The organism is Nocardia sp. NPDC006982, from assembly GCF_042869435.1.
Lineage (GTDB): Bacteria > Actinomycetota > Actinomycetes > Mycobacteriales > Mycobacteriaceae > Nocardia.
The window spans coordinates 481,042-497,262 of the sequence record NZ_JBIAFV010000002.1; the positions used below are offsets into that span (position 1 = coordinate 481,042).

General features: G+C 65.0%; 19 protein-coding genes. 10 read left to right on the forward strand and 9 right to left on the reverse strand.

The features are described from left to right. Positions 1 to 27: 27 nt before the first annotated feature. Complete coding sequence (locus ACFYOW_RS11115; RefSeq protein ID WP_387286745.1) at positions 28 to 987, forward strand: NAD(P)-dependent oxidoreductase; 960 nt, start codon at positions 28 to 30, stop codon at positions 985 to 987. 3 nt (positions 988 to 990) lie between these two features. Here the strand turns inward: ACFYOW_RS11115 and ACFYOW_RS11120 are convergent, their stop codons facing one another. From ACFYOW_RS11120 to ACFYOW_RS11130, 3 genes are read right to left on the reverse strand one after another with little or no spacing between them, the layout of a single operon-like run. Then, entirely contained in the window at positions 991 to 1,245 is a 255-nt protein-coding gene (locus ACFYOW_RS11120) for a helix-turn-helix transcriptional regulator (protein ID WP_387286747.1), read from the reverse strand. Next, positions 1,235 to 2,086 (reverse strand): ABC transporter permease, encoded by an 852-nt coding sequence (locus ACFYOW_RS11125; protein ID WP_387286748.1) that lies wholly within the window; start codon positions 2,084 to 2,086, stop codon positions 1,235 to 1,237. The genes ACFYOW_RS11120 and ACFYOW_RS11125 overlap by 11 nt, the downstream gene beginning before the upstream one ends. Then, positions 2,083 to 3,009 (reverse strand): ABC transporter ATP-binding protein, encoded by a 927-nt coding sequence (locus ACFYOW_RS11130; RefSeq protein WP_387286750.1) that lies wholly within the window; start codon positions 3,007 to 3,009, stop codon positions 2,083 to 2,085. The genes ACFYOW_RS11125 and ACFYOW_RS11130 overlap by 4 nt, the downstream gene beginning before the upstream one ends. A 160-nt stretch (positions 3,010 to 3,169) precedes the next feature. Here ACFYOW_RS11130 and ACFYOW_RS11135 point away from each other — a divergent pair, with 160 nt between their 5' ends. Beyond that, on the forward strand, positions 3,170 to 3,964 hold the full coding sequence (locus ACFYOW_RS11135) for an ArsR/SmtB family transcription factor (protein WP_387287481.1): 795 nt from the start codon (positions 3,170 to 3,172) through the stop codon (positions 3,962 to 3,964). Between the two features lie 91 nt (positions 3,965 to 4,055). On the opposite strand, the gene ACFYOW_RS11140 is transcribed toward ACFYOW_RS11135, so the two are convergent. After that, entirely contained in the window at positions 4,056 to 4,643 is a 588-nt protein-coding gene (locus tag ACFYOW_RS11140) for a TetR/AcrR family transcriptional regulator (RefSeq protein ID WP_387286752.1), read from the reverse strand. A 122-nt stretch (positions 4,644 to 4,765) separates the two neighbouring features. Between ACFYOW_RS11140 and ACFYOW_RS11145 the strand changes: the two genes are divergently transcribed. Beyond that, a complete protein-coding gene (locus tag ACFYOW_RS11145; RefSeq protein ID WP_387286754.1) occupies positions 4,766 to 5,806 on the forward strand; it encodes an aldo/keto reductase in 1,041 nt (346 codons plus the stop codon). Positions 5,807 to 5,826: 20 nt separating this feature from the next. Further along, a complete protein-coding gene (locus ACFYOW_RS11150; protein ID WP_387286756.1) occupies positions 5,827 to 6,054 on the forward strand; it encodes a hypothetical protein in 228 nt (75 codons plus the stop codon). An 82-nt stretch (positions 6,055 to 6,136) separates the two neighbouring features. On the opposite strand, the gene ACFYOW_RS11155 is transcribed toward ACFYOW_RS11150, so the two are convergent. After that, complete coding sequence (locus ACFYOW_RS11155; RefSeq protein WP_387286758.1) at positions 6,137 to 7,735, reverse strand: alpha/beta hydrolase; 1,599 nt, start codon at positions 7,733 to 7,735, stop codon at positions 6,137 to 6,139. Positions 7,736 to 7,885: 150 nt separating this feature from the next. On the opposite strand from ACFYOW_RS11155, the gene ACFYOW_RS11160 reads away from it, so the two are divergent. Beyond that, entirely contained in the window at positions 7,886 to 8,197 is a 312-nt protein-coding gene (locus ACFYOW_RS11160) for a GNAT family N-acetyltransferase (RefSeq protein ID WP_387286760.1), read from the forward strand. Position 8,198: 1 nt separating this feature from the next. Here ACFYOW_RS11160 and ACFYOW_RS11165 read toward each other — a convergent pair whose 3' ends face one another. Next, complete coding sequence (locus ACFYOW_RS11165) at positions 8,199 to 8,960, reverse strand: lysophospholipid acyltransferase family protein (protein WP_387286762.1); 762 nt, start codon at positions 8,958 to 8,960, stop codon at positions 8,199 to 8,201. Positions 8,961 to 9,076: 116 nt separating this feature from the next. On the opposite strand from ACFYOW_RS11165, the gene ACFYOW_RS11170 reads away from it, so the two are divergent. The 3 genes from ACFYOW_RS11170 (at position 9,077) to ACFYOW_RS11180 (ending at position 11,120) form a co-directional block, all read left to right on the forward strand. Further along, on the forward strand, positions 9,077 to 9,721 hold the full coding sequence (locus ACFYOW_RS11170; protein WP_387286764.1) for a YqgE/AlgH family protein: 645 nt from the start codon (positions 9,077 to 9,079) through the stop codon (positions 9,719 to 9,721). A 185-nt stretch (positions 9,722 to 9,906) separates the two neighbouring features. Then, a complete protein-coding gene (locus tag ACFYOW_RS11175; protein WP_387286765.1) occupies positions 9,907 to 10,416 on the forward strand; it encodes a sigma-70 family RNA polymerase sigma factor in 510 nt (169 codons plus the stop codon). Next, positions 10,413 to 11,120 carry an anti-sigma factor family protein gene (locus ACFYOW_RS11180; RefSeq protein ID WP_387286767.1) on the forward strand — a complete coding sequence of 236 codons (708 nt, stop codon included), beginning with the start codon at positions 10,413 to 10,415 and terminating at the stop codon, positions 11,118 to 11,120. The genes ACFYOW_RS11175 and ACFYOW_RS11180 overlap by 4 nt, the downstream gene beginning before the upstream one ends. Positions 11,121 to 11,173: 53 nt before the next feature. On the opposite strand, the gene ACFYOW_RS11185 is transcribed toward ACFYOW_RS11180, so the two are convergent. The 3 genes from ACFYOW_RS11185 to ACFYOW_RS11195 form a co-directional block, all read right to left on the reverse strand. Then, the gene (locus tag ACFYOW_RS11185; RefSeq protein ID WP_387286769.1) at positions 11,174 to 11,947 is read right to left on the reverse strand and encodes an ABC transporter permease; all 774 of its coding nucleotides are present in this window, start codon (positions 11,945 to 11,947) and stop codon (positions 11,174 to 11,176) included. Then, positions 11,944 to 13,005 carry an ATP-binding cassette domain-containing protein gene (locus tag ACFYOW_RS11190; RefSeq protein WP_387286770.1) on the reverse strand — a complete coding sequence of 354 codons (1,062 nt, stop codon included), beginning with the start codon at positions 13,003 to 13,005 and terminating at the stop codon, positions 11,944 to 11,946. Before ACFYOW_RS11190 ends, ACFYOW_RS11185 begins: the two co-directional genes overlap by 4 nt. A 161-nt stretch (positions 13,006 to 13,166) precedes the next feature. Then, complete coding sequence (locus ACFYOW_RS11195) at positions 13,167 to 13,682, reverse strand: EXLDI protein (RefSeq protein ID WP_040697293.1); 516 nt, start codon at positions 13,680 to 13,682, stop codon at positions 13,167 to 13,169. Positions 13,683 to 13,884: 202 nt separating this feature from the next. Between ACFYOW_RS11195 and ACFYOW_RS11200 the strand changes: the two genes are divergently transcribed. Next, positions 13,885 to 15,561, forward strand: coding sequence for a thiamine pyrophosphate-binding protein (locus tag ACFYOW_RS11200; protein WP_387286773.1), 1,677 nt, complete (start codon positions 13,885 to 13,887; stop codon positions 15,559 to 15,561). Then, on the forward strand, positions 15,558 to 16,217 hold the full coding sequence (locus ACFYOW_RS11205) for an SRPBCC family protein (protein WP_063045751.1): 660 nt from the start codon (positions 15,558 to 15,560) through the stop codon (positions 16,215 to 16,217). The genes ACFYOW_RS11200 and ACFYOW_RS11205 overlap by 4 nt, the downstream gene beginning before the upstream one ends. Positions 16,218 to 16,221: the final 4 nt, after the last annotated feature.

The following is a 16,221-nucleotide window of genomic DNA, read 5'->3' on the forward strand; positions in this document are numbered from 1 at the left end:
CGACGCTACCTGCGACTACGACCATGGATGTCGGCCGTAGCGACTGCTTGCAGGTCGCTCGAAAGGTCAGCCGACCATCAATCGACACGAGAACTGAAGGGACACAATATGTCCGAGCAGACCACCGCTGGCTCTGTCTCCGTAGTCGGCCTCGGTCCAATGGGCCAGGCCATGGTCCGGGCCTTCCTGGACGCGGGTATCGAGGTGACGGTCTGGAATCGCAGCACCGAAAAGGTCGACGCCATGGTCGAACTCGGTGCGAAGCGGGCCGCCACGGTCGCCGAAGCGTTGAACGCCAATGCGGTGACCGTGCTCAGCCTCACCCACTACGCCGCCATGTACGACGTACTGGGCCAGGCCATCGACCATTTGCCGGGCAAGGTGATCGCCAATCTCTCCTCGGATTCACCGGAGAAGGCGCGCAAGGGTGCCGAGTGGGTGCGTTCGCATGGGGCGGAATTCATTTCCGGCGGCGTCATGTCGGCGGGCGACAACATCACTCATCCGTCATCGTTCATCTTCTACAGCGGCCCGAAAGAGGTCTTCGACGCACACGCCGAACTGCTGCGTCCGCTGAGCCCGCAGGAATACCTCGGTGCGGACGACGGTCTCGCGCAGGTCTTCTACCAGGCCGGTCTGATCATTTTCCATCCGTGGATGCTCGCCTTCGATCAGGCGCTCGCGGTGATCGAGAAGTCCGGTCACAGCATCGACCAGTTCCTGCCCTTCGCGCTGCGTGCGACCGGCGCGTACCCGTATTTCATCGAGGATTTCGCGGCCGCCGCGAAGGCGGGTGGCTGGGGCACCTTGGCGAGTCTGAAGATGATGGACGCCGGAGCGCAGCACATCATCGATGCCAGCGAGGAGGTCGGCGTCGACGCGACGCTGTCACATGCGGCGCAGGGCCTGTGGCGGCGTGCGATCGCGGCCAGTGCGGAGGCGGGGCAGCCGGTTCCGGTGTACCAACTGTTCGCCGGGCGGCGGTAAGCCTCAGCCCCCGGCGGCACGCGCCGAATCGACGGAGCCGAGGCGCGGGAACGGGGTGGTCGAGAAGATCACCTCCACCGCGACCTCGAAATGGGCCGCGATCCGCAATGCCAGATGCAGGCTCGGACTGTATTCGCCGCGTTCGAGGTAACCGATCGTCTGATAGTGCACGCCGAGCGCTTCGGCAAGCTCCCGCCGGGAGATGCCGCGCTCGGCCCGCAACATGGCGATGCGGTTGTAGATGACCTCAGTAGGCACGCTGAATCGCCTTCTCGCGGCGCGCCGCCACGTTCGACCCGGACTCGCGACGTGCCATCCTACGCAGCACGATCGGCGCGAGCAGCAGCCCGGCGACCGCCCAGACACTCAGCACGGCAATGGTTTCCAGATGCCGCCAGGAATGGCCGAGTTCGATGGCGACCGCATCGCCCGGCAACATCGCCGAACGCATGCCGAGCCCGACCCAGTAGACGGGGAACACCTGCGCGACGCCCTGCAGCCAGCCGGGCATCGAGGTGATCGGGTAGAAGACGCCGGAGATCGCGACGATGCCCATGATCGGCAGCGAGACGAAGCCGATATTGCGCGGGTTGCTGAACAGCGATCCGAGCACCGCGCCGATCGGCATGGTCGCGAGCATGCCGATTGCGACGACGCCGATGAGGCCCAGCCAGGAACCGATGCTGCCCATTGCCGTGCCGTCGACCAGGAACAGCCCAGGAATCAGCACGATCAGGAACGGAATGACCACCCAGCCCGAGGTCGTGACGATCTTGCCGATCAGGTAGCCGATCATGCCGTTAGGAGTTGCCTTGGCGCGCAACAGCGTTCCGTCTTCGCGTTCCAGGGTCAGCATCTGGGCAATGCCGAACATGCCGTTGAAGGCGACGAGCATGCCGAGGATGCTCGGCAGGGCCAGTGAACCGAGTGCGAAGCCGCTCGCCTCGAAGGTCGCGTTGCGCATGAAGAACAGCACGATGACCATGACGACCGGCCAGAAGAGCATGCCCCACAGGTCCTGCACATTGGTGAGCGATTGCCGTATTTCGATCAGTCCACGCCGGGTTCCGGCCCGCACGGCGGCATCGATCGGATTCATCGCGCGACCTCCTCCAGGGAATGGACCTCGGTTTCGAGCCGGCCGGATTCGTACTGCCGGACCAGCGCCATATACGTGTCCTCCAGCGAGGCGCGGCGCACCTCGAGCTCGCCGATCTCGTCGCCGTGCTGCTTGAACAGTTCGTAGACGAATTCGGTCGACTCGGCGGTGGTGTGCACGAACCGTTGTCCATCGTGGGTCCAACGGATTTCGGCCTCCCCCGCGATACGACGCGATAGTTCGTCGGCCGAGCCGTCGGCGATGATTCGGCCACCGGCCAGGATCATGATGCGGTCGGCGAGCTTCTCGGCCTCGTCGAGATCGTGGGTGGTGAGCAGGATGGTGGTCCGGTCGTCGGCGAGCTGATGGACCAGATCATGGAATTCGCGGCGGGCCTGCGGGTCGAAGCCCGCGGTCGGTTCGTCGAGGAACAGCAGTTCGGGGCGGCCGACAATGCCGATCGCGACATCCATGCGACGGCGCTGACCGCCGGACAGCGATCCGATCTTGCTGTTGGCCTGCTCGGTCAGTCCGACGGCGGCAATGAGTTCGTCTGTGTCCCAAGGCCTGTGGATCCTATCCGTGCCGTACGGCGAGTAATAGGAGCCCAGATGCGAAAGTAGTTCGTGCACACGCCATTTGGCGTGGTCGCGCCACGACTGCAGGACGACACCCAGTCGCGCCCGCCAGGCTTCGTTCCCGTGCGCCGGATCCATGCCGAGCACCTCGACGCGGCCCGCGGAGCGCATGCGGAAGCCCTCCAGAATTTCGATGGTCGTGGTCTTGCCCGCGCCGTTCGGGCCGAGGAGAACCAGCACTTCGCCCGGCCGGGCTTGGAATGTCACGTCGTGCAGGACGTCGGTCGTGCCATACCGCATCCGCAATTTTTCGACGTCGAGCGCGACGCCGTCACCCATGGTCATCTCATCCTCCCGTTGCGAGATCGGGATGGTTCGTAGCATATCTACTACATCACACCGCGACAATGCTATTTCTTGCCTGCTTCGTGGTTGACATGCAGCCAAATGGCTGCCTATCGTGAGAATGTGCAGCCGAATGGCTGCACATCACGAAGAAGGTGACATGGACGAGGTATTCCGAGCGCTCGCCGATCCGAGCCGCAGAAGGCTGCTCGACAGCCTCAACGCGCGCAATGGCCAAACCCTGCGCGAACTGTGCGCCGAACTGGATATGGCCCGCCAATCGGTAAGCAAGCACCTGGCGGTCCTCGAGTCCGCCAACTTGATCACCACTCGTCGCAGCGGCCGCGAAAAACTGCACTACCTCAATGCCGAACCCATCAACGCCATCGCCGACCGCTGGATCACCCGCTACCACCGCGCCCGCGTCCACGCGCTGGCCGACCTGAAACAAGCATTGGAGGAAAACCCCATGAGTGACAACGCGTTCGTCTACACCACCTACATCAAGACGACGCCGGAGCGACTCTGGCACGCCCTTACCGACCCGGCCTTCACCAACCGCTACTGGGGCGCGAGCTTCGACACCGATTGGCAACCCGGCTCGGAAATGGTGTGGCACCAACGGGATTGGACCAGCAAGGATGCAGAACAGGTTGTCCTGGAGTCGGATCCGTACACCCGGCTCTCCTACACCTGGCACACCTTCGACGCCGCCTTTGCCACCACCTTCGAAATGAACCCGGAAGATGTGGCGGCCTGGGCACGCGAGCCCCGCTCGAAGGTGACGTTCGAAATCGAACCACAGGGCGAAACCGTGAAACTGACTGTCATCCACGACGGTTTCGAGCCCGGCAGCGCGGTCCTGGCCGGAATCAGCGGCGGTTGGCCGAGCATCTTGTCGAGCCTCAAGACCCTGCTGGAGACGGGCGAGTCCCTGCCGGAGCCGGTGGCGTAGTTCCAGCCGGATCAGATCGCTGAACTGCTCGATTACAGCCGGGGCCCAGCCGGATCGTCGCCTGAGGGTCGCGCCTACTCGAGGGAACTCCCTACTGGTTACGCAGGCCTGCGACGAGGAGGTCGACCATGCGGCGGGCGTCGTAGCGGGGGGTTTTACCTGCGCCGACGCACAGGTTCCCGACGCCGCGTAGCAGCTCGTAGGGGTCCATGCCGGGGCGGATCTCGCCTGCTGCCGCGGCGGCGTCGAGGAGTTGGGCGCATGCCGGGACGAGGCGGTCCAGGAAGTAGGTGTGCAGTGTCTCGAAGGTGGGATCGTCGGACTGTAGCGCCTCGGCGAGGCCGTGCTTGGTCGCAACGAAGTCGACGAAGAGATTGATCCATTGTCTCAGTGCGGCATACGGTGTGGTGCTGTCCGCCAGCAGTTTCGGACCCGCTTCGGCGCATGCCTCGGCCTGGTGTCGGTACACGGCGACGATCAGATCGGCCCGCGTCGGGAAGTGGCGGTAGATCGTGCCGATGCCGACACCGGCCCTTGCGGCTATATCGCGCACGGGCACGTCGACGCCGGACTCGACGAAAGCGGTGGCGGTCGCCTCCAGCAACGTCTTCTTGTTACGCAGGGCATCGGCCCGTTTTCGCGGGGCCGACGACCCCGATTCGCTGTCGATATCGACCACCTCCGGCGCTTGCCAAGCGGAACAGCGTTCCGTATGTTTGTTTCGGAACAGGGTTCCGTTTGTTCAGGATGACAGAACAGCCGAGCCGAAAGCAATTCACACCTCTCATGGAGGAACACCTCATGCAGTACCGCACTTTGGGCCGCACCGGCGTGCAGGTCAGCACCCTCGCGCTCGGCGCGATGAACTTCGGCCGGATCGGACGCACACCCCAGGACGAGGCCGCGGCTATCGTCGACGCTGCCCTGGAGGCGGGGATCAACCTCATCGACACGGCCGACAGATACGGCGACGGCGAGTCAGAGGAGATAGTCGGCAAGGCAATCGCGGACCGCCGCGACGATATCGTGCTGGCCACGAAGGTGAGCATGCCAATGGGTACGGAGCGCAACCATCAGGGCAGCTCGCGCCGCTGGTTGATCACCGAGTTGGACAACAGTCTGCGTCGGCTGGGCGTCGACCACGTCGATCTGTACCAGATTCACCGGTGGGACCCGAGCACCAGCGACGAGGAAACACTGTCGGCCCTGACCGACCTGCAGCGCGCCGGAAAGATTCGCTACTTCGGTTCGTCGACCTTCCCCGCGTATCGGATCGTGCAGGCCCAGTGGGCCGCTCGTGAAAACCATCTGCGCCCTTACGTCACCGAACAGCCCGGCTACTCGATCCTGCAGCGCGCCATCGAATCCCACGTGCTGCCCGTGACCGAACAGTACGGACTCGGCGTGCTGGTCTGGAGTCCGTTGGCCTCGGGCTGGCTGTCGGGTGCGATCCGCGCGGGTCGAGACATCACCACCAGCCGCTCGACGCTCATGCCGCAACGCTTCGACACCACCATCCCAGCCAACCGGGCCAAAATGGATGCTGTCGAGCAGCTGGCCAAGGTCGCCGATCAGGCCGGTTTGACGATGATCCAGCTCGCGCTCGGTTTCGTGACCGCGCACCCCGGCGTGACCAGCGCCATCATCGGGCCACGCACGATGGACCACCTGCACTCGCAGCTCGCCGCCGCGGACACCGTGCTCTCCGACGACGTGCTCGATGCGATCGACGCGATCGTCGCGCCCGGCGTCGACCTCGCCCCGGACGAGAAGCACGACACCCCACCCGCCCTGCTCCACGCGGCACTACGACGCCGCTCATCGCCGGTAGGTGGCCGGTAGCCATGCCCAGTTTCGGAATTATGACCGCTCCGATGCAGGTCGACTACCAAGACATCCTGCGGGTCTGGCGCGAGGCGGACACTATCCCGCAGATCGAACACGCGTGGCTGTTCGACCACCTCATGCCCATCGGCGGCGACCCGAACGGACCCATACACGAAGGCTGGACGTTGCTCTCGGCCCTCGCCGCACAGACCCGGCTTCCGGCCGCCCACGATGCTGGCCAAGATCGCCGCGACCGTCGATAACGTCGCCGGCGGACTGCTCGACTTCGATATCGGTGTGAGCTCACGACCCATCCCTGCGACCGTCCGCGCACGCCGATACTGCCTACTGCAACGGCGCCTGGTCGGCGTGGTCGATGGTGACCTGACCGGTGCGCAGATACGTCATCACGGCGTCGTCGACGGCGTTGTTGCCGCGGCCGAATGCGCCGTGGTCGCCGCCCTCGACCGTGATCAGCGATCCGCCGAGCGCCTGTGCCATGGCCGGGCCGCCCGCGTAGGCGGTCAGTGCATCCCAGCGGCTCTGTAGCAGTAGCGGTCGGGTGTGCAGATCCTTTCCAGTGATCGGCACCGGCTTGGTCACCGGTTTCCAACTGCCGCAGGCGGTTCCGGAGCGGACCAGGTCGGCGCGGGCGTCCATGGCATTGCCGCCGGTGGCGATGGTGGCGATGGCCGAACCGATCAGCTCGGAGCGGCCGGGCACATTGTTCTCGTTGCAGGTGATGGCCGAGAAGACGAAGCGTCCGGTGGGATCGGTGCTGGTCGCGCCCTCGATGGCGAGTAGCTGGCGGACGTTCTTCGGATCGATATTGGCGTCGGCCATCGCCCTGGCGAAGGTCGGCCAGAAGGTGCGGGTGTAGGTGGCGACCGCGGTCGCACCGACCAGCGGCACCTGCGCGGACGCGCCGCCGGTGACCAGCAGGCGCACCAGATTCTGCACCTTGCCCGCTTGTTCCACACTGTCGTTGAAACCGTCGCGGCCGATTTCGGCGAGCGGTTCGGGTAGCGCGCCGGGCAGGTCGGCGACGCTCGCGGGTGGCGGGGTCAGGTTGGCGTACCAGCCGCCGCCCTGGTCGGCGACCAGCCGCACCCAGTTCTGGTAGACCTGCAGCGCGGTATCACCGAGCCCGTAGTCGCCGCTGTGATCGGCGATCCAGGCGAACAGATCGTCGAGCCGCTGCTTACCGGCGACCTGCTGTTGCGCGAATTCCTCGGTCCACACCCAATCGGGATTGACGTTGGAGTCCAACACCATTCGATCCACCCGGCTCGGGAACATCGACGCGTACACCGCGCCGAGATAGGTGCCGTAGGACGTACCGAGGTAACTGATCCGATCCACGCCGAGCGCGGCGCGCACCTCGTCCAGATCGCGGGCGGTGCTCTCGGTGGTGATTGTGTCGAGGTACCCGGGCAGCGCCGCGTCACAGGCCTTCTTGATATCGTCGCGGTTACCGCCGCCCAGTGAAACTTGTTCGCCCTCAGCCGGTTTCGATGCCGCACTGACGGTCTGGGAATCGCAGCGCAGCGGGGTGGCCCAGCGCAGCCCGCGCGGCTGCACCGCGATCCGGTCGTAGTGCTCGTTGAGTTCGGCAGGCATCGAATCGATCCGACGCGCCCAGTAGTCGAGGCCATCCGCGCCCGGTCCGCCCGGATTCGCGGCAATGACGCCGCGACGCTCGCCGGTAGCGGCGATCCGGCTGACGGTGAGTTCGATACGCGCTCCGCCGGGGTCGGCGTAATTCATCGGGACGGAGATCACCGCGCACTGCACGCCGCGCCCCTCGGTGACCGACGAGTCCGGGCAGGCGCCGAAGGACGCCGCGGGTGCGGCCTCGGCCCAACCCGTCACGATCGATCCGCTGATCAGGCTCGCGGCGGCGACAGCGACCAGTGCTCGTGGAAAACCTGGCGTCCTCATCATGTTTCGTACCTCCGCCGGGCCCGTCGCCGATTCGGCGCGACCAACAGCATTCTGGTCAGCCTGGCACCGGTAGACAAGTCGAGCGGGCGATCGGATGCGATTGGTATTGCGGTGCACAGCGATCCACACCCACCGGAGTAGCGTCGAGCCATGTCGACTGAGGTCCGCAACAACTTCGCGCTGGAACGTTTCGAGATCTACGTCGACGGTGCCATCGCCGGCTACGCCGAATATCAGGACACCGGCGCCGAGCGGGCCTTTATCCACACCGAGTTCGATCCCAGGCACGCGGGCCGGGCATACGGCCGGGTGCTGGTGCAGGCGGCATTGAACGCCTCACGTCAGGAAGGTTTCGGCATTCTGCCGATGTGTCCGCTGGTGCGGCAATTCGTCCAAACGGAACCGGAGTACATCGCGACGGTTCCGCAGTGGGCACGCCAGAAGTTCGGCCTGCCCCTGTAGATCAGTACGCGGCGACGGCTCCGTCGAGCGCCTGCTGCAAATCGGTGCGCACCAGCCGGGCGATTTCCGCGGGTTTGGTCGGCAGTTCGGTGATCGGCACCCCGAAATGGAAGCTGGCCGACTTGGCCTCCTCCTTGGTGACCGGCACGCTCGGATCGGGTCGGGGCCCATAGCTCAAACCCAGGCTGAGCAGCACCGGCTGCGCACCCAACTTCATCGCGCGGAATGCGATGTGGCCGATCCCGCTGCCCACCGGCTGCACCTCGGTGTGGTCGACATCGTTGCAGGTGCCCTCCGGAAAGACCGCTATGCCGTCACCGTTCGCCATCCGCTCCGCGCAGATATCCATCATCCGTTGACCGGCCGCATTCACCGCCCGCAGGCCGTGGTCTTTACCGCGGAATACCGGGATCCCGCCCATCATGTCGATCTTGCGGCGCTGGTCGGGATCGATGAACAGCTCGTCCTTGGCCAGTACACGCACCCGCCCGATCACCGAACGCAATTCGCTGCGCCACGCCGCGGCGGCGACGGTGTACGGGTCGGATTCGGAGAGGTGGTTGAGCGCGACGAGCAACGGCCTGCGCTGGCGAATCACCTGGTGCAGCAGCTTTTGCGCACCTTCGGCATAGGTGACGCGCGGATGGTATCGACGTCCGAGAATGGCGTAGGCCCCCCATGCCTTCAGCCGGTTCTGCCGGTGTTCGCGATAGAAGTCGTACACAGTGTCAGCGTTGTCGAGGAGGACCTCGGGCCGTTCCATGGCCACACCCTAACCGGTCTGTTTTCGGCGTGATCCAGGTGCCGCTGGCCGCCGATCCGGGAATCCGCCGCGCCGCTTGACCGACGAACCGCCCGCGCCAGTGCGATGATGTCGGAGTGGCACGCGGAGATGACCCGGACGATCGGAAAACTCGCGGCGGACACGGTGACCGCAGGCGACGCGATTTCCGGCAGGGCGAGCAGGTGGTTCGCGCAGGCACCCTGCTGGTGTCGGCGACCGAACTGGTCGAACCGACCTTCCGGCGCACCGTCGTGTACATCATCGAACACAACGAGGCGGGCAGCCTCGGCGTCGTACTCAACCGTCCGAGCGATACCGCGGTGCACGACGTGCTGCCACGCTGGTCCGAGGCGGCAGCCGCGCCGCGCACGCTCTTCATCGGCGGCCCGGTCAAGCGGGACGCGGCACTGTGTCTGGGCACCATCCGGGTCGGCGCATCGATCGCGGGCGTCCGTGGACTGCGTCGCATCGATGGCCGCGTGGTGCTCGTCGATCTGGACGCCGACCCGGAGGAGATCACGCCGCTGATCGAGGGTCTGCGGATCTTCGCGGGCTATGCGGGCTGGACCTTCGGCCAACTCGAGGGCGAACTGCAGAACGACGACTGGATCGTCCTTTCGGCGCTGCCGTCGGATCCGATCAGCACCGGCCGCCCCGACCTGTGGGCCCACGTGCTGCGCCGCCAGCCACTGCCCCTATCCCTACTCGCCACGCATCCGATTGAACTGGAACGCAACTAGGGACGTGGTCTGCATGAAGGAGGAAGTACCTACATGCAACGAGACAAGTGATCTGGCGAGAACATGGGTAACTCGCCGGGTACGCCCAGAAGCCGATCACCCCGACTACCGCCGGCCCGCGACGAATCCGAGGGACCGCCCGACGACCGGCAAAAGACGCGGAGAGGCGGGGGAGCAGGTGACGAATGCCCGAAGAACAAGCCGAGCTGATGCGGGTTCTGTATCAGGAACACGCTTCGGCGCTATGGCGGTACACGCTCGGTTTGGTTCGCGATCCAGGTCGGGCCGAGGACATCGTGCAAGAGACGTTGTTGCGGGCGTGGCAGCGCCCCAACGTGCTCGATCAATCGACGACATCGGCGCGGGCGTGGTTGTTCACGGTCGCGCGCAATCTCGCCGTGGATGAGCACCGCAGCGCCCGTAATCGGCGCGAATTCCGCACCGACAAGCCGCCGGAGCAGGCCACACCGGATCAGGCCGACCGGGCCTTGGACGGTTGGCTGGTCGCGGACGCATTGAGCAGACTCAGCGGCGATCATCGCGAGGTGATCGTGCGGGCCTACTATCGAGGACTTTCCACCCACCAGATCGCCGAGGAACTCGATATCCCGGCGGGCACGGTGAAATCTCGCATGCACTACGGCATGCGGGCGCTACGGCTGGCACTACAGGAGATGGGGGTGACGAATCAATGACGGACATCGCCGACGACTACTCGACGTGGGATGCACCGTACATCCTCGGCTCCCTGTCCCGCACCGAACGGCGGGAGTACGAGGAGCATCTGGACGGCTGCCCGGTCTGCCGGGCGGCGGTTGCCGATCTCGCCGGACTCCCGGGTTTGCTCTCGATGGTCGATCCCGACACCGCGTTGGCCATGATCGAGCCGCCGGAAAAGACTGCGGCCGAGGCGGATCCCCCTGCACAGCTGCTGCCCCGGCTCGCCGATGCGGCCGAGCGGCGTAGGCGGCGCAGTCGGTGGGCGGCCGTCGGGGCTGCGGTCGCTGCGGCTGCCGCGGCGGTGGCCATCGCGGTTCCGGTGGTCACCTCGGTCACCGCAGTGGAAAGGCCGAGCTCCGAACAGGTTGTGGCCGAACGCAGTATGGAAGCGATCACACCGAATCCGGTGACGGCCAGCTTCAAGGTCGTGCAGGCCGATGGCAAGACCCGGATCGTGATGACCTGCAGCTATGGGCCGAGCGACCAGAAGTACAACTGGGATCTCGACCTGTACGTCATCGGCACCGACGGCAGCCAGGCCAAACTCGACCGGTGGCCCGCCGGACCCGGCACCGAGCTGACGATCGACCGGACCGTCGACAAGACGCCGGATCAGATCCAGGCGGTGCAGATCCGGAAGGCGTCGACGGGCGAGACGCTGCTGTCCGGCACGGTCTGACACGCTTCGATCCCCCCGCCGAACTCGACGGGGGGATCGAAGGTTTCGGTGATTCAGCGCTGGCCCTGCTTGCGGAAGACCGAAGTCGACCAGAAGTATCCGACCAGCGTGAGGCCGACGCACCAGGCGATGGAGACGATGCCGTTATTGCCGATCTCCGTGCCCATGAGCAGACCGCGGATGGTTTCGGTGAGCGGGGTGAACGGCTGGTACTCGGCGAACTGACGCAATCCGACCGGCATGGTGTCGGTGCCGACCAAGCCGCTGCCGAGGAACGGCAGCATGATCAGCGGGAAGGGCATATTGCTCGCGCTCTCCGGAGTCTGCGCGACCAGCCCCATGCCGACCGCGAGCCAGGTGAGTGCGAAGACGAGCATGCCGAGCAGTCCGAATGCGGCGATCCACTCGACAACATTCGCCGACGGCCGGAAACCGGCGAGCAACGCGACACCGACCATGGCGGCGATGCCGAGCAGAGCCTGAATCAATGCGCCGACGACATGTCCGGCGAGTATCGAAGACTGCGAAATCGCCATGGTGCGAAAGCGATTCACGATGCCCTTGGTGGTATCGGTGCACACCGAGACCGCCACACCCGCGGTCATGTACGCCGGGATCATCAACAGCATGCCCGGAGTCAAGTAGTCGATGTAGTTACCGCCGGACGACTTCTCCAGTGCGCCACCGAAAACAAAATTGAAGGTGAGCAGCAGGATGATCGGCATGAGGATGATGCTGAAGGTCATGCTCGGGTACCGCTTCGCATGAAGCATGCTGCGCCGCAACATCGTCTTCGAGTCGGCGAGTGCGTAGGCCATCGTGCTCATGACTGCGCCTCGCTTCGCTCGGCTCCGTCATGACCACGAAACGTGGCTGTGTCTATTATTCGCTCGCTGCGCTCGCTCATCCATCGCACGGTCTCCTTTTCGGCGGTGGGATGTCCGGTGAGGATGAGGAATACGTCGTCGAGGGTGGGGGTGTGCACGGAGAGGCCGTCGACCTCGATCTGCTCGTAGTCGAGCCGGTCGAGCACCGCGCGCAGCGATTTGACGCCGCCGTCGCTGGGGACCGCGAGGGTGAATTCCTCCTCGGCCGCGTCATCGACGACGTGCGCATCCGGCCCCAATGCCGTTGCCGCGGCGGCTAATCCGAGCTGGTCGGCGAATTCCAGGCGGATATGTCCGCCGGGTATCCGCCGCTTCAATTCGGCGGCCGTGCCCTCGGCGACGATCCGGCCGTGGTCGAGCACCGCGATCCGGTCGGCCAGTTGATCGGCCTCCTCCAGATACTGCGTGGTGAGGAAGACGGTCACGCTGTAGTCGTCGACCAGTGTGCGGATCATTTCCCAGATCGCTCGCCTGCTGCGCGGATCCAGGCCGGTGGTCGGCTCGTCCAGGAAGATGATGCGCGGATCGCCGACCAGCGTCATGGCCAGATCCAGCCGTCGCACCATGCCGCCGGAGTAGGTGGCCGCGGTCTTGTCACCGGCCTCGACCAGGTCGAAACGCTCCAGCAGCTCAGCGGCGAGGCGCTTGCTCTCGCGGCGCGGCAAATGGTGCAGATCACCCATCAGGACCAGGTTTTCGCGGCCGGTCAGCAATTCGTCGACCGCCGAGAACTGGCCGGTGACGCCGATCGCGGTGCGCACGGCATCGGGTTCGGTGGCCAGATCGTGGCCGTCGACGCGGATTTCACCCGCATCGGGGCGCAGCAGGGTGGTGAGGATCTGCACGGTGGTGGTCTTGCCCGCGCCGTTCGGGCCGAGGAGGGAGTAGATCGTGCCTGCCTGAACCGTGATGTCGATGCCGTCGAGCACCACGTGCTCACCGAACGATTTACACAGGCCCAGCGCCGAAATGGCAGGGGCGCGATGACCGTTGGACATGGTCTTCCTTTCGAGGAATTTTCATAAATCAATGCGAATGACAGCATGATTCGGCCGCACCGCGCCCGGAGTCCGGTGCGGCGTTATGCGAGGTGGTATTCGGTTGCTATCGAGTTCGACTGTTCTTACCCACCCCGTCGGCTCCGCCGACTGCCATCCCCCTAGATGTCGAGCTCCTCGACCGGCGGACGGTCGGCGATCTGGGCCACTCGCTCGTAGAGCTTGTCCGGAATCTTTCCCTTCAATTCGCCGAGCGAATCGACGATCTCGAAAATGAAGTCGCCCCAGTCCTGATCACCGACGCCGAGCATGCGACGCCAGTTCGTCAGATCCTTGACCCAGTTCGTGCTCTGCGGGTATTCGTCCCAGTTCGAGTACTGGGCATGCATGACGAATTTGCCCTTCCGACTGCGATACACCCGGACGTGTTCCATGCGCTCTTCGTTCACGTCACGATGCTCGCCGAGCAGGGCGCCGGAGAAGCGGACCTGACGCACGCCATTGTGGCCGACCCGCAGCACTACCTCGTCGTAGCCCTCCAGCCTGCCCTCTTCCAGCTCGATGAACCGCCGCAGTGCGGTGGTCACCGCCCCCGAAAGGTTGCCGCCGACGAGCTCCTGCGCCCGCTGGAACAGTGGCAGGTCGTCGTCGGCAACGTAGATCGTTTTGTTGGGCATGAACTCACTATACGTAGATGTATACGTACACGCAAGCGGTGACGGGTCACAAGAATCTCCCGACCACCTCATGCGCGGAGTACATCTTGCACGAGGGATTGAACCGCTCAGCAGTCCAACTCGTAGTTCACGTGTACGCGATGCGTGACCGCGCCTGTGCTCGCCTTCGGCGGCACGGCAGGTAACTGCGAGAGGAGGGCCGATGCCGAGCAGGGTCGTAGATTATCTGGTTCGAGCGGTTTCAACCCTGGGGGTCCGCCACATCTTCGGTGTCGACGGCGCGAATATCGAAGATCTGTACGACGCCCTATTCGATGCGCCCTACGACGTCGCGGGAATCGTTGCCAAGCACGAGTTTTCGGCCGCGACCATGGCCGACGGCTATGCCCGCTCGACCGGCGGACTCGGCGTCGTCGCCGCCACCTCCGGCGGCGGCGCAATGAATCTCGTTGCCGGACTTGCCGAATCGTTCGCGTCCCGGGTGCCGGTATTGGCGCTGGTCGGACAGCCGCCGACCGCCCTGGAGGGCAACGGCGCGTTCCAGGACTCCAGCGGGCTCGCGGGCACCATCGACGCGGCCCGGATGTTCGGCGAGATCACCCAGTACTGCGCACGGGTGGAGACCGCCGCCGACCTGCCCGACAAGTTGTCCAGGGCGGTCGCCGCCGCCCGGCGCGGCGGACCCTCGGTCCTATTGCTGCCCAAGGACGTACAGCAGAGCGATATCGGGGATACCCCGCCGTTCCAGCCGACATCGCCGACGCATCGGCGCGACGAAAGCGGCCTGGCTCGGGTGCGCGCCGCGCTGACCGCGGCACGCAAGATCGGCAAGATCGTGATCATCGTGGGCGACCAAATCGCGCGCGACGACGCCCGCGCCGAACTCGCTCGGCTGGCACGCACACTGGATGCGTCGGTGGGAGTCGCCCCCGATGCGAAGGACACCTATGACAATGCCGACCCGGCGTTCTGCGGTGTCGCCGGGAGTATGGGACATCCGGAGTTGTCGGCGGCATTGCGCTCGGCGGCCCTGTGCCTGATCGTCGGCACACCGATGCCGATCACCGCCCGCACCGGGTTGGACGAGCTGTTGGCCGACCGCACCGTCGCACATATCGGTGTCGCCGCGCCGTATCTGTCCGCGATCCACGCCACCAGCACGGATCTCGCGCGGGATCTGGCCGAACTCGCGGACGAATTCACCGACGGCATCGAAGAGAGTCATCCGTATCCACCGCATGCTCTGACGCCGTTGCGAGTGCCCGAGTCGACCGGACCCGGTGTGCGCTACCGCGAATTGGTCGAGACGATCGAGGCGTTATTGCCCGAGGGCACGGACGTTTTCGCGGATGCGGGCAATACCGGGGCCGCGGTGGTGCACCATTTGAGGGTGCCGCGCGGCGGCCGATTCGTGGTCGCGCTCGGCATGGGCGGGATGGGCTATGCGTTCGGCGCCGCGATAGGTTCGGCATTCGCACGCCATCGCGGACCGACCGGAACCAGAAGCACCATCGTCGTCGCAGGTGACGGCGCGTTCTACATGCACGGCATGGAATTGCACACCGCGATCGAACACCAACTGCCGGTCGTCTTCATCGTGCTGAACAACAACGCGCACGCGATGTGCGTCACTCGCGAACAGCTCTATTACCAAGATCGCTACAGCTTCAACCGATTTCGGCCCACACAACTGGGAGCGGGCATCGACGCCATGTTCCCTGAACTTCGCGCGTACTCCGTCCGTACTACCGCAGAGCTGGCCATCGCACTGGGGCGATGCGTCGAATCCGAAGGGCCGGCGTTCATCTCGATCGACGTCGACCCCGACGAAGTTCCACCCTTCATCCCGTTTCTCGCGACATTGGAGAAGAAGCCGTGACAACAAGCGCCCTCCCCGCCCTCAGCGATATCCCGGAAGACGTAGTCCCCGGCGTGCTGCGGATCGAGAACTCAGATAAGGACGCAACCACTCCGATCATCATGGACATGCTGCGGTCGGTGTATCCGCACGACCAGATCTTCGGCGAATATTGTCCGGTGCAGGCGTATATCGCCGCGCCGCCGGATGAGGTGTGGGAATACCTGGCCGATACCCGCAGCCTGGAGGAGTGGACCTATAGCCTGCGCGGCTTCGTCGAGACCGAGGAACCGGGTCTGTGGCTGGCCTGGGACCGGCTCGGACCGGCGACCAAGATCTTCACCCGCACCGTGGCGCACCGCGAGGGCATGACCGTCGACTACCACTGCGCCTGGGATCAGAGTCAGCACCTTTGGATGATCTACCTGCTGCGGGTGATCGATGCCCAGGTGGTGTTCAACAAGCCGGGTTCGGTGGTGCTGTGGGTGAACTGCCGTCACCCGTTCTACGACGAAAACCCCTATCCCGAAACGGCTCCCGAGAAGCGGCCGGTATGGGTGGGCGACTTCTGGGAGATGTTCTCCGCCGGGCACCAGCTCGAGATGGACAACCTCAAGGCGATCTGCGAATACCGTGCGGCAAACGGTCTTCCGATCAAGCCCGACTGGATGAAGTGAGGCA

Coding starts and splice junctions, on each gene's coding strand:
- ACFYOW_RS11115 (WP_387286745.1), top strand. CDS start 28: ATGTCGGCCGTAGCGACTGCTTGCAGGTCGCTCGAAAGGTCAGCCGAC.
- ACFYOW_RS11125 (WP_387286748.1), bottom strand. CDS start 2,086: ATGAATCCGATCGATGCCGCCGTGCGGGCCGGAACCCGGCGTGGACTG.
- ACFYOW_RS11130 (WP_387286750.1), bottom strand. CDS start 3,009: ATGACCATGGGTGACGGCGTCGCGCTCGACGTCGAAAAATTGCGGATG.
- ACFYOW_RS11135 (WP_387287481.1), top strand. CDS start 3,170: ATGGACGAGGTATTCCGAGCGCTCGCCGATCCGAGCCGCAGAAGGCTG.
- ACFYOW_RS11145 (WP_387286754.1), top strand. CDS start 4,766: ATGCAGTACCGCACTTTGGGCCGCACCGGCGTGCAGGTCAGCACCCTC.
- ACFYOW_RS11150 (WP_387286756.1), top strand. CDS start 5,827: ATGACCGCTCCGATGCAGGTCGACTACCAAGACATCCTGCGGGTCTGG.
- ACFYOW_RS11155 (WP_387286758.1), bottom strand. CDS start 7,735: ATGATGAGGACGCCAGGTTTTCCACGAGCACTGGTCGCTGTCGCCGCC.
- ACFYOW_RS11160 (WP_387286760.1), top strand. CDS start 7,886: ATGTCGACTGAGGTCCGCAACAACTTCGCGCTGGAACGTTTCGAGATC.
- ACFYOW_RS11165 (WP_387286762.1), bottom strand. CDS start 8,960: ATGGAACGGCCCGAGGTCCTCCTCGACAACGCTGACACTGTGTACGAC.
- ACFYOW_RS11175 (WP_387286765.1), top strand. CDS start 9,907: ATGCCCGAAGAACAAGCCGAGCTGATGCGGGTTCTGTATCAGGAACAC.
- ACFYOW_RS11180 (WP_387286767.1), top strand. CDS start 10,413: ATGACGGACATCGCCGACGACTACTCGACGTGGGATGCACCGTACATC.
- ACFYOW_RS11185 (WP_387286769.1), bottom strand. CDS start 11,947: ATGAGCACGATGGCCTACGCACTCGCCGACTCGAAGACGATGTTGCGG.
- ACFYOW_RS11190 (WP_387286770.1), bottom strand. CDS start 13,005: ATGTCCAACGGTCATCGCGCCCCTGCCATTTCGGCGCTGGGCCTGTGT.
- ACFYOW_RS11195 (WP_040697293.1), bottom strand. CDS start 13,682: ATGCCCAACAAAACGATCTACGTTGCCGACGACGACCTGCCACTGTTC.
- ACFYOW_RS11200 (WP_387286773.1), top strand. CDS start 13,885: ATGCCGAGCAGGGTCGTAGATTATCTGGTTCGAGCGGTTTCAACCCTG.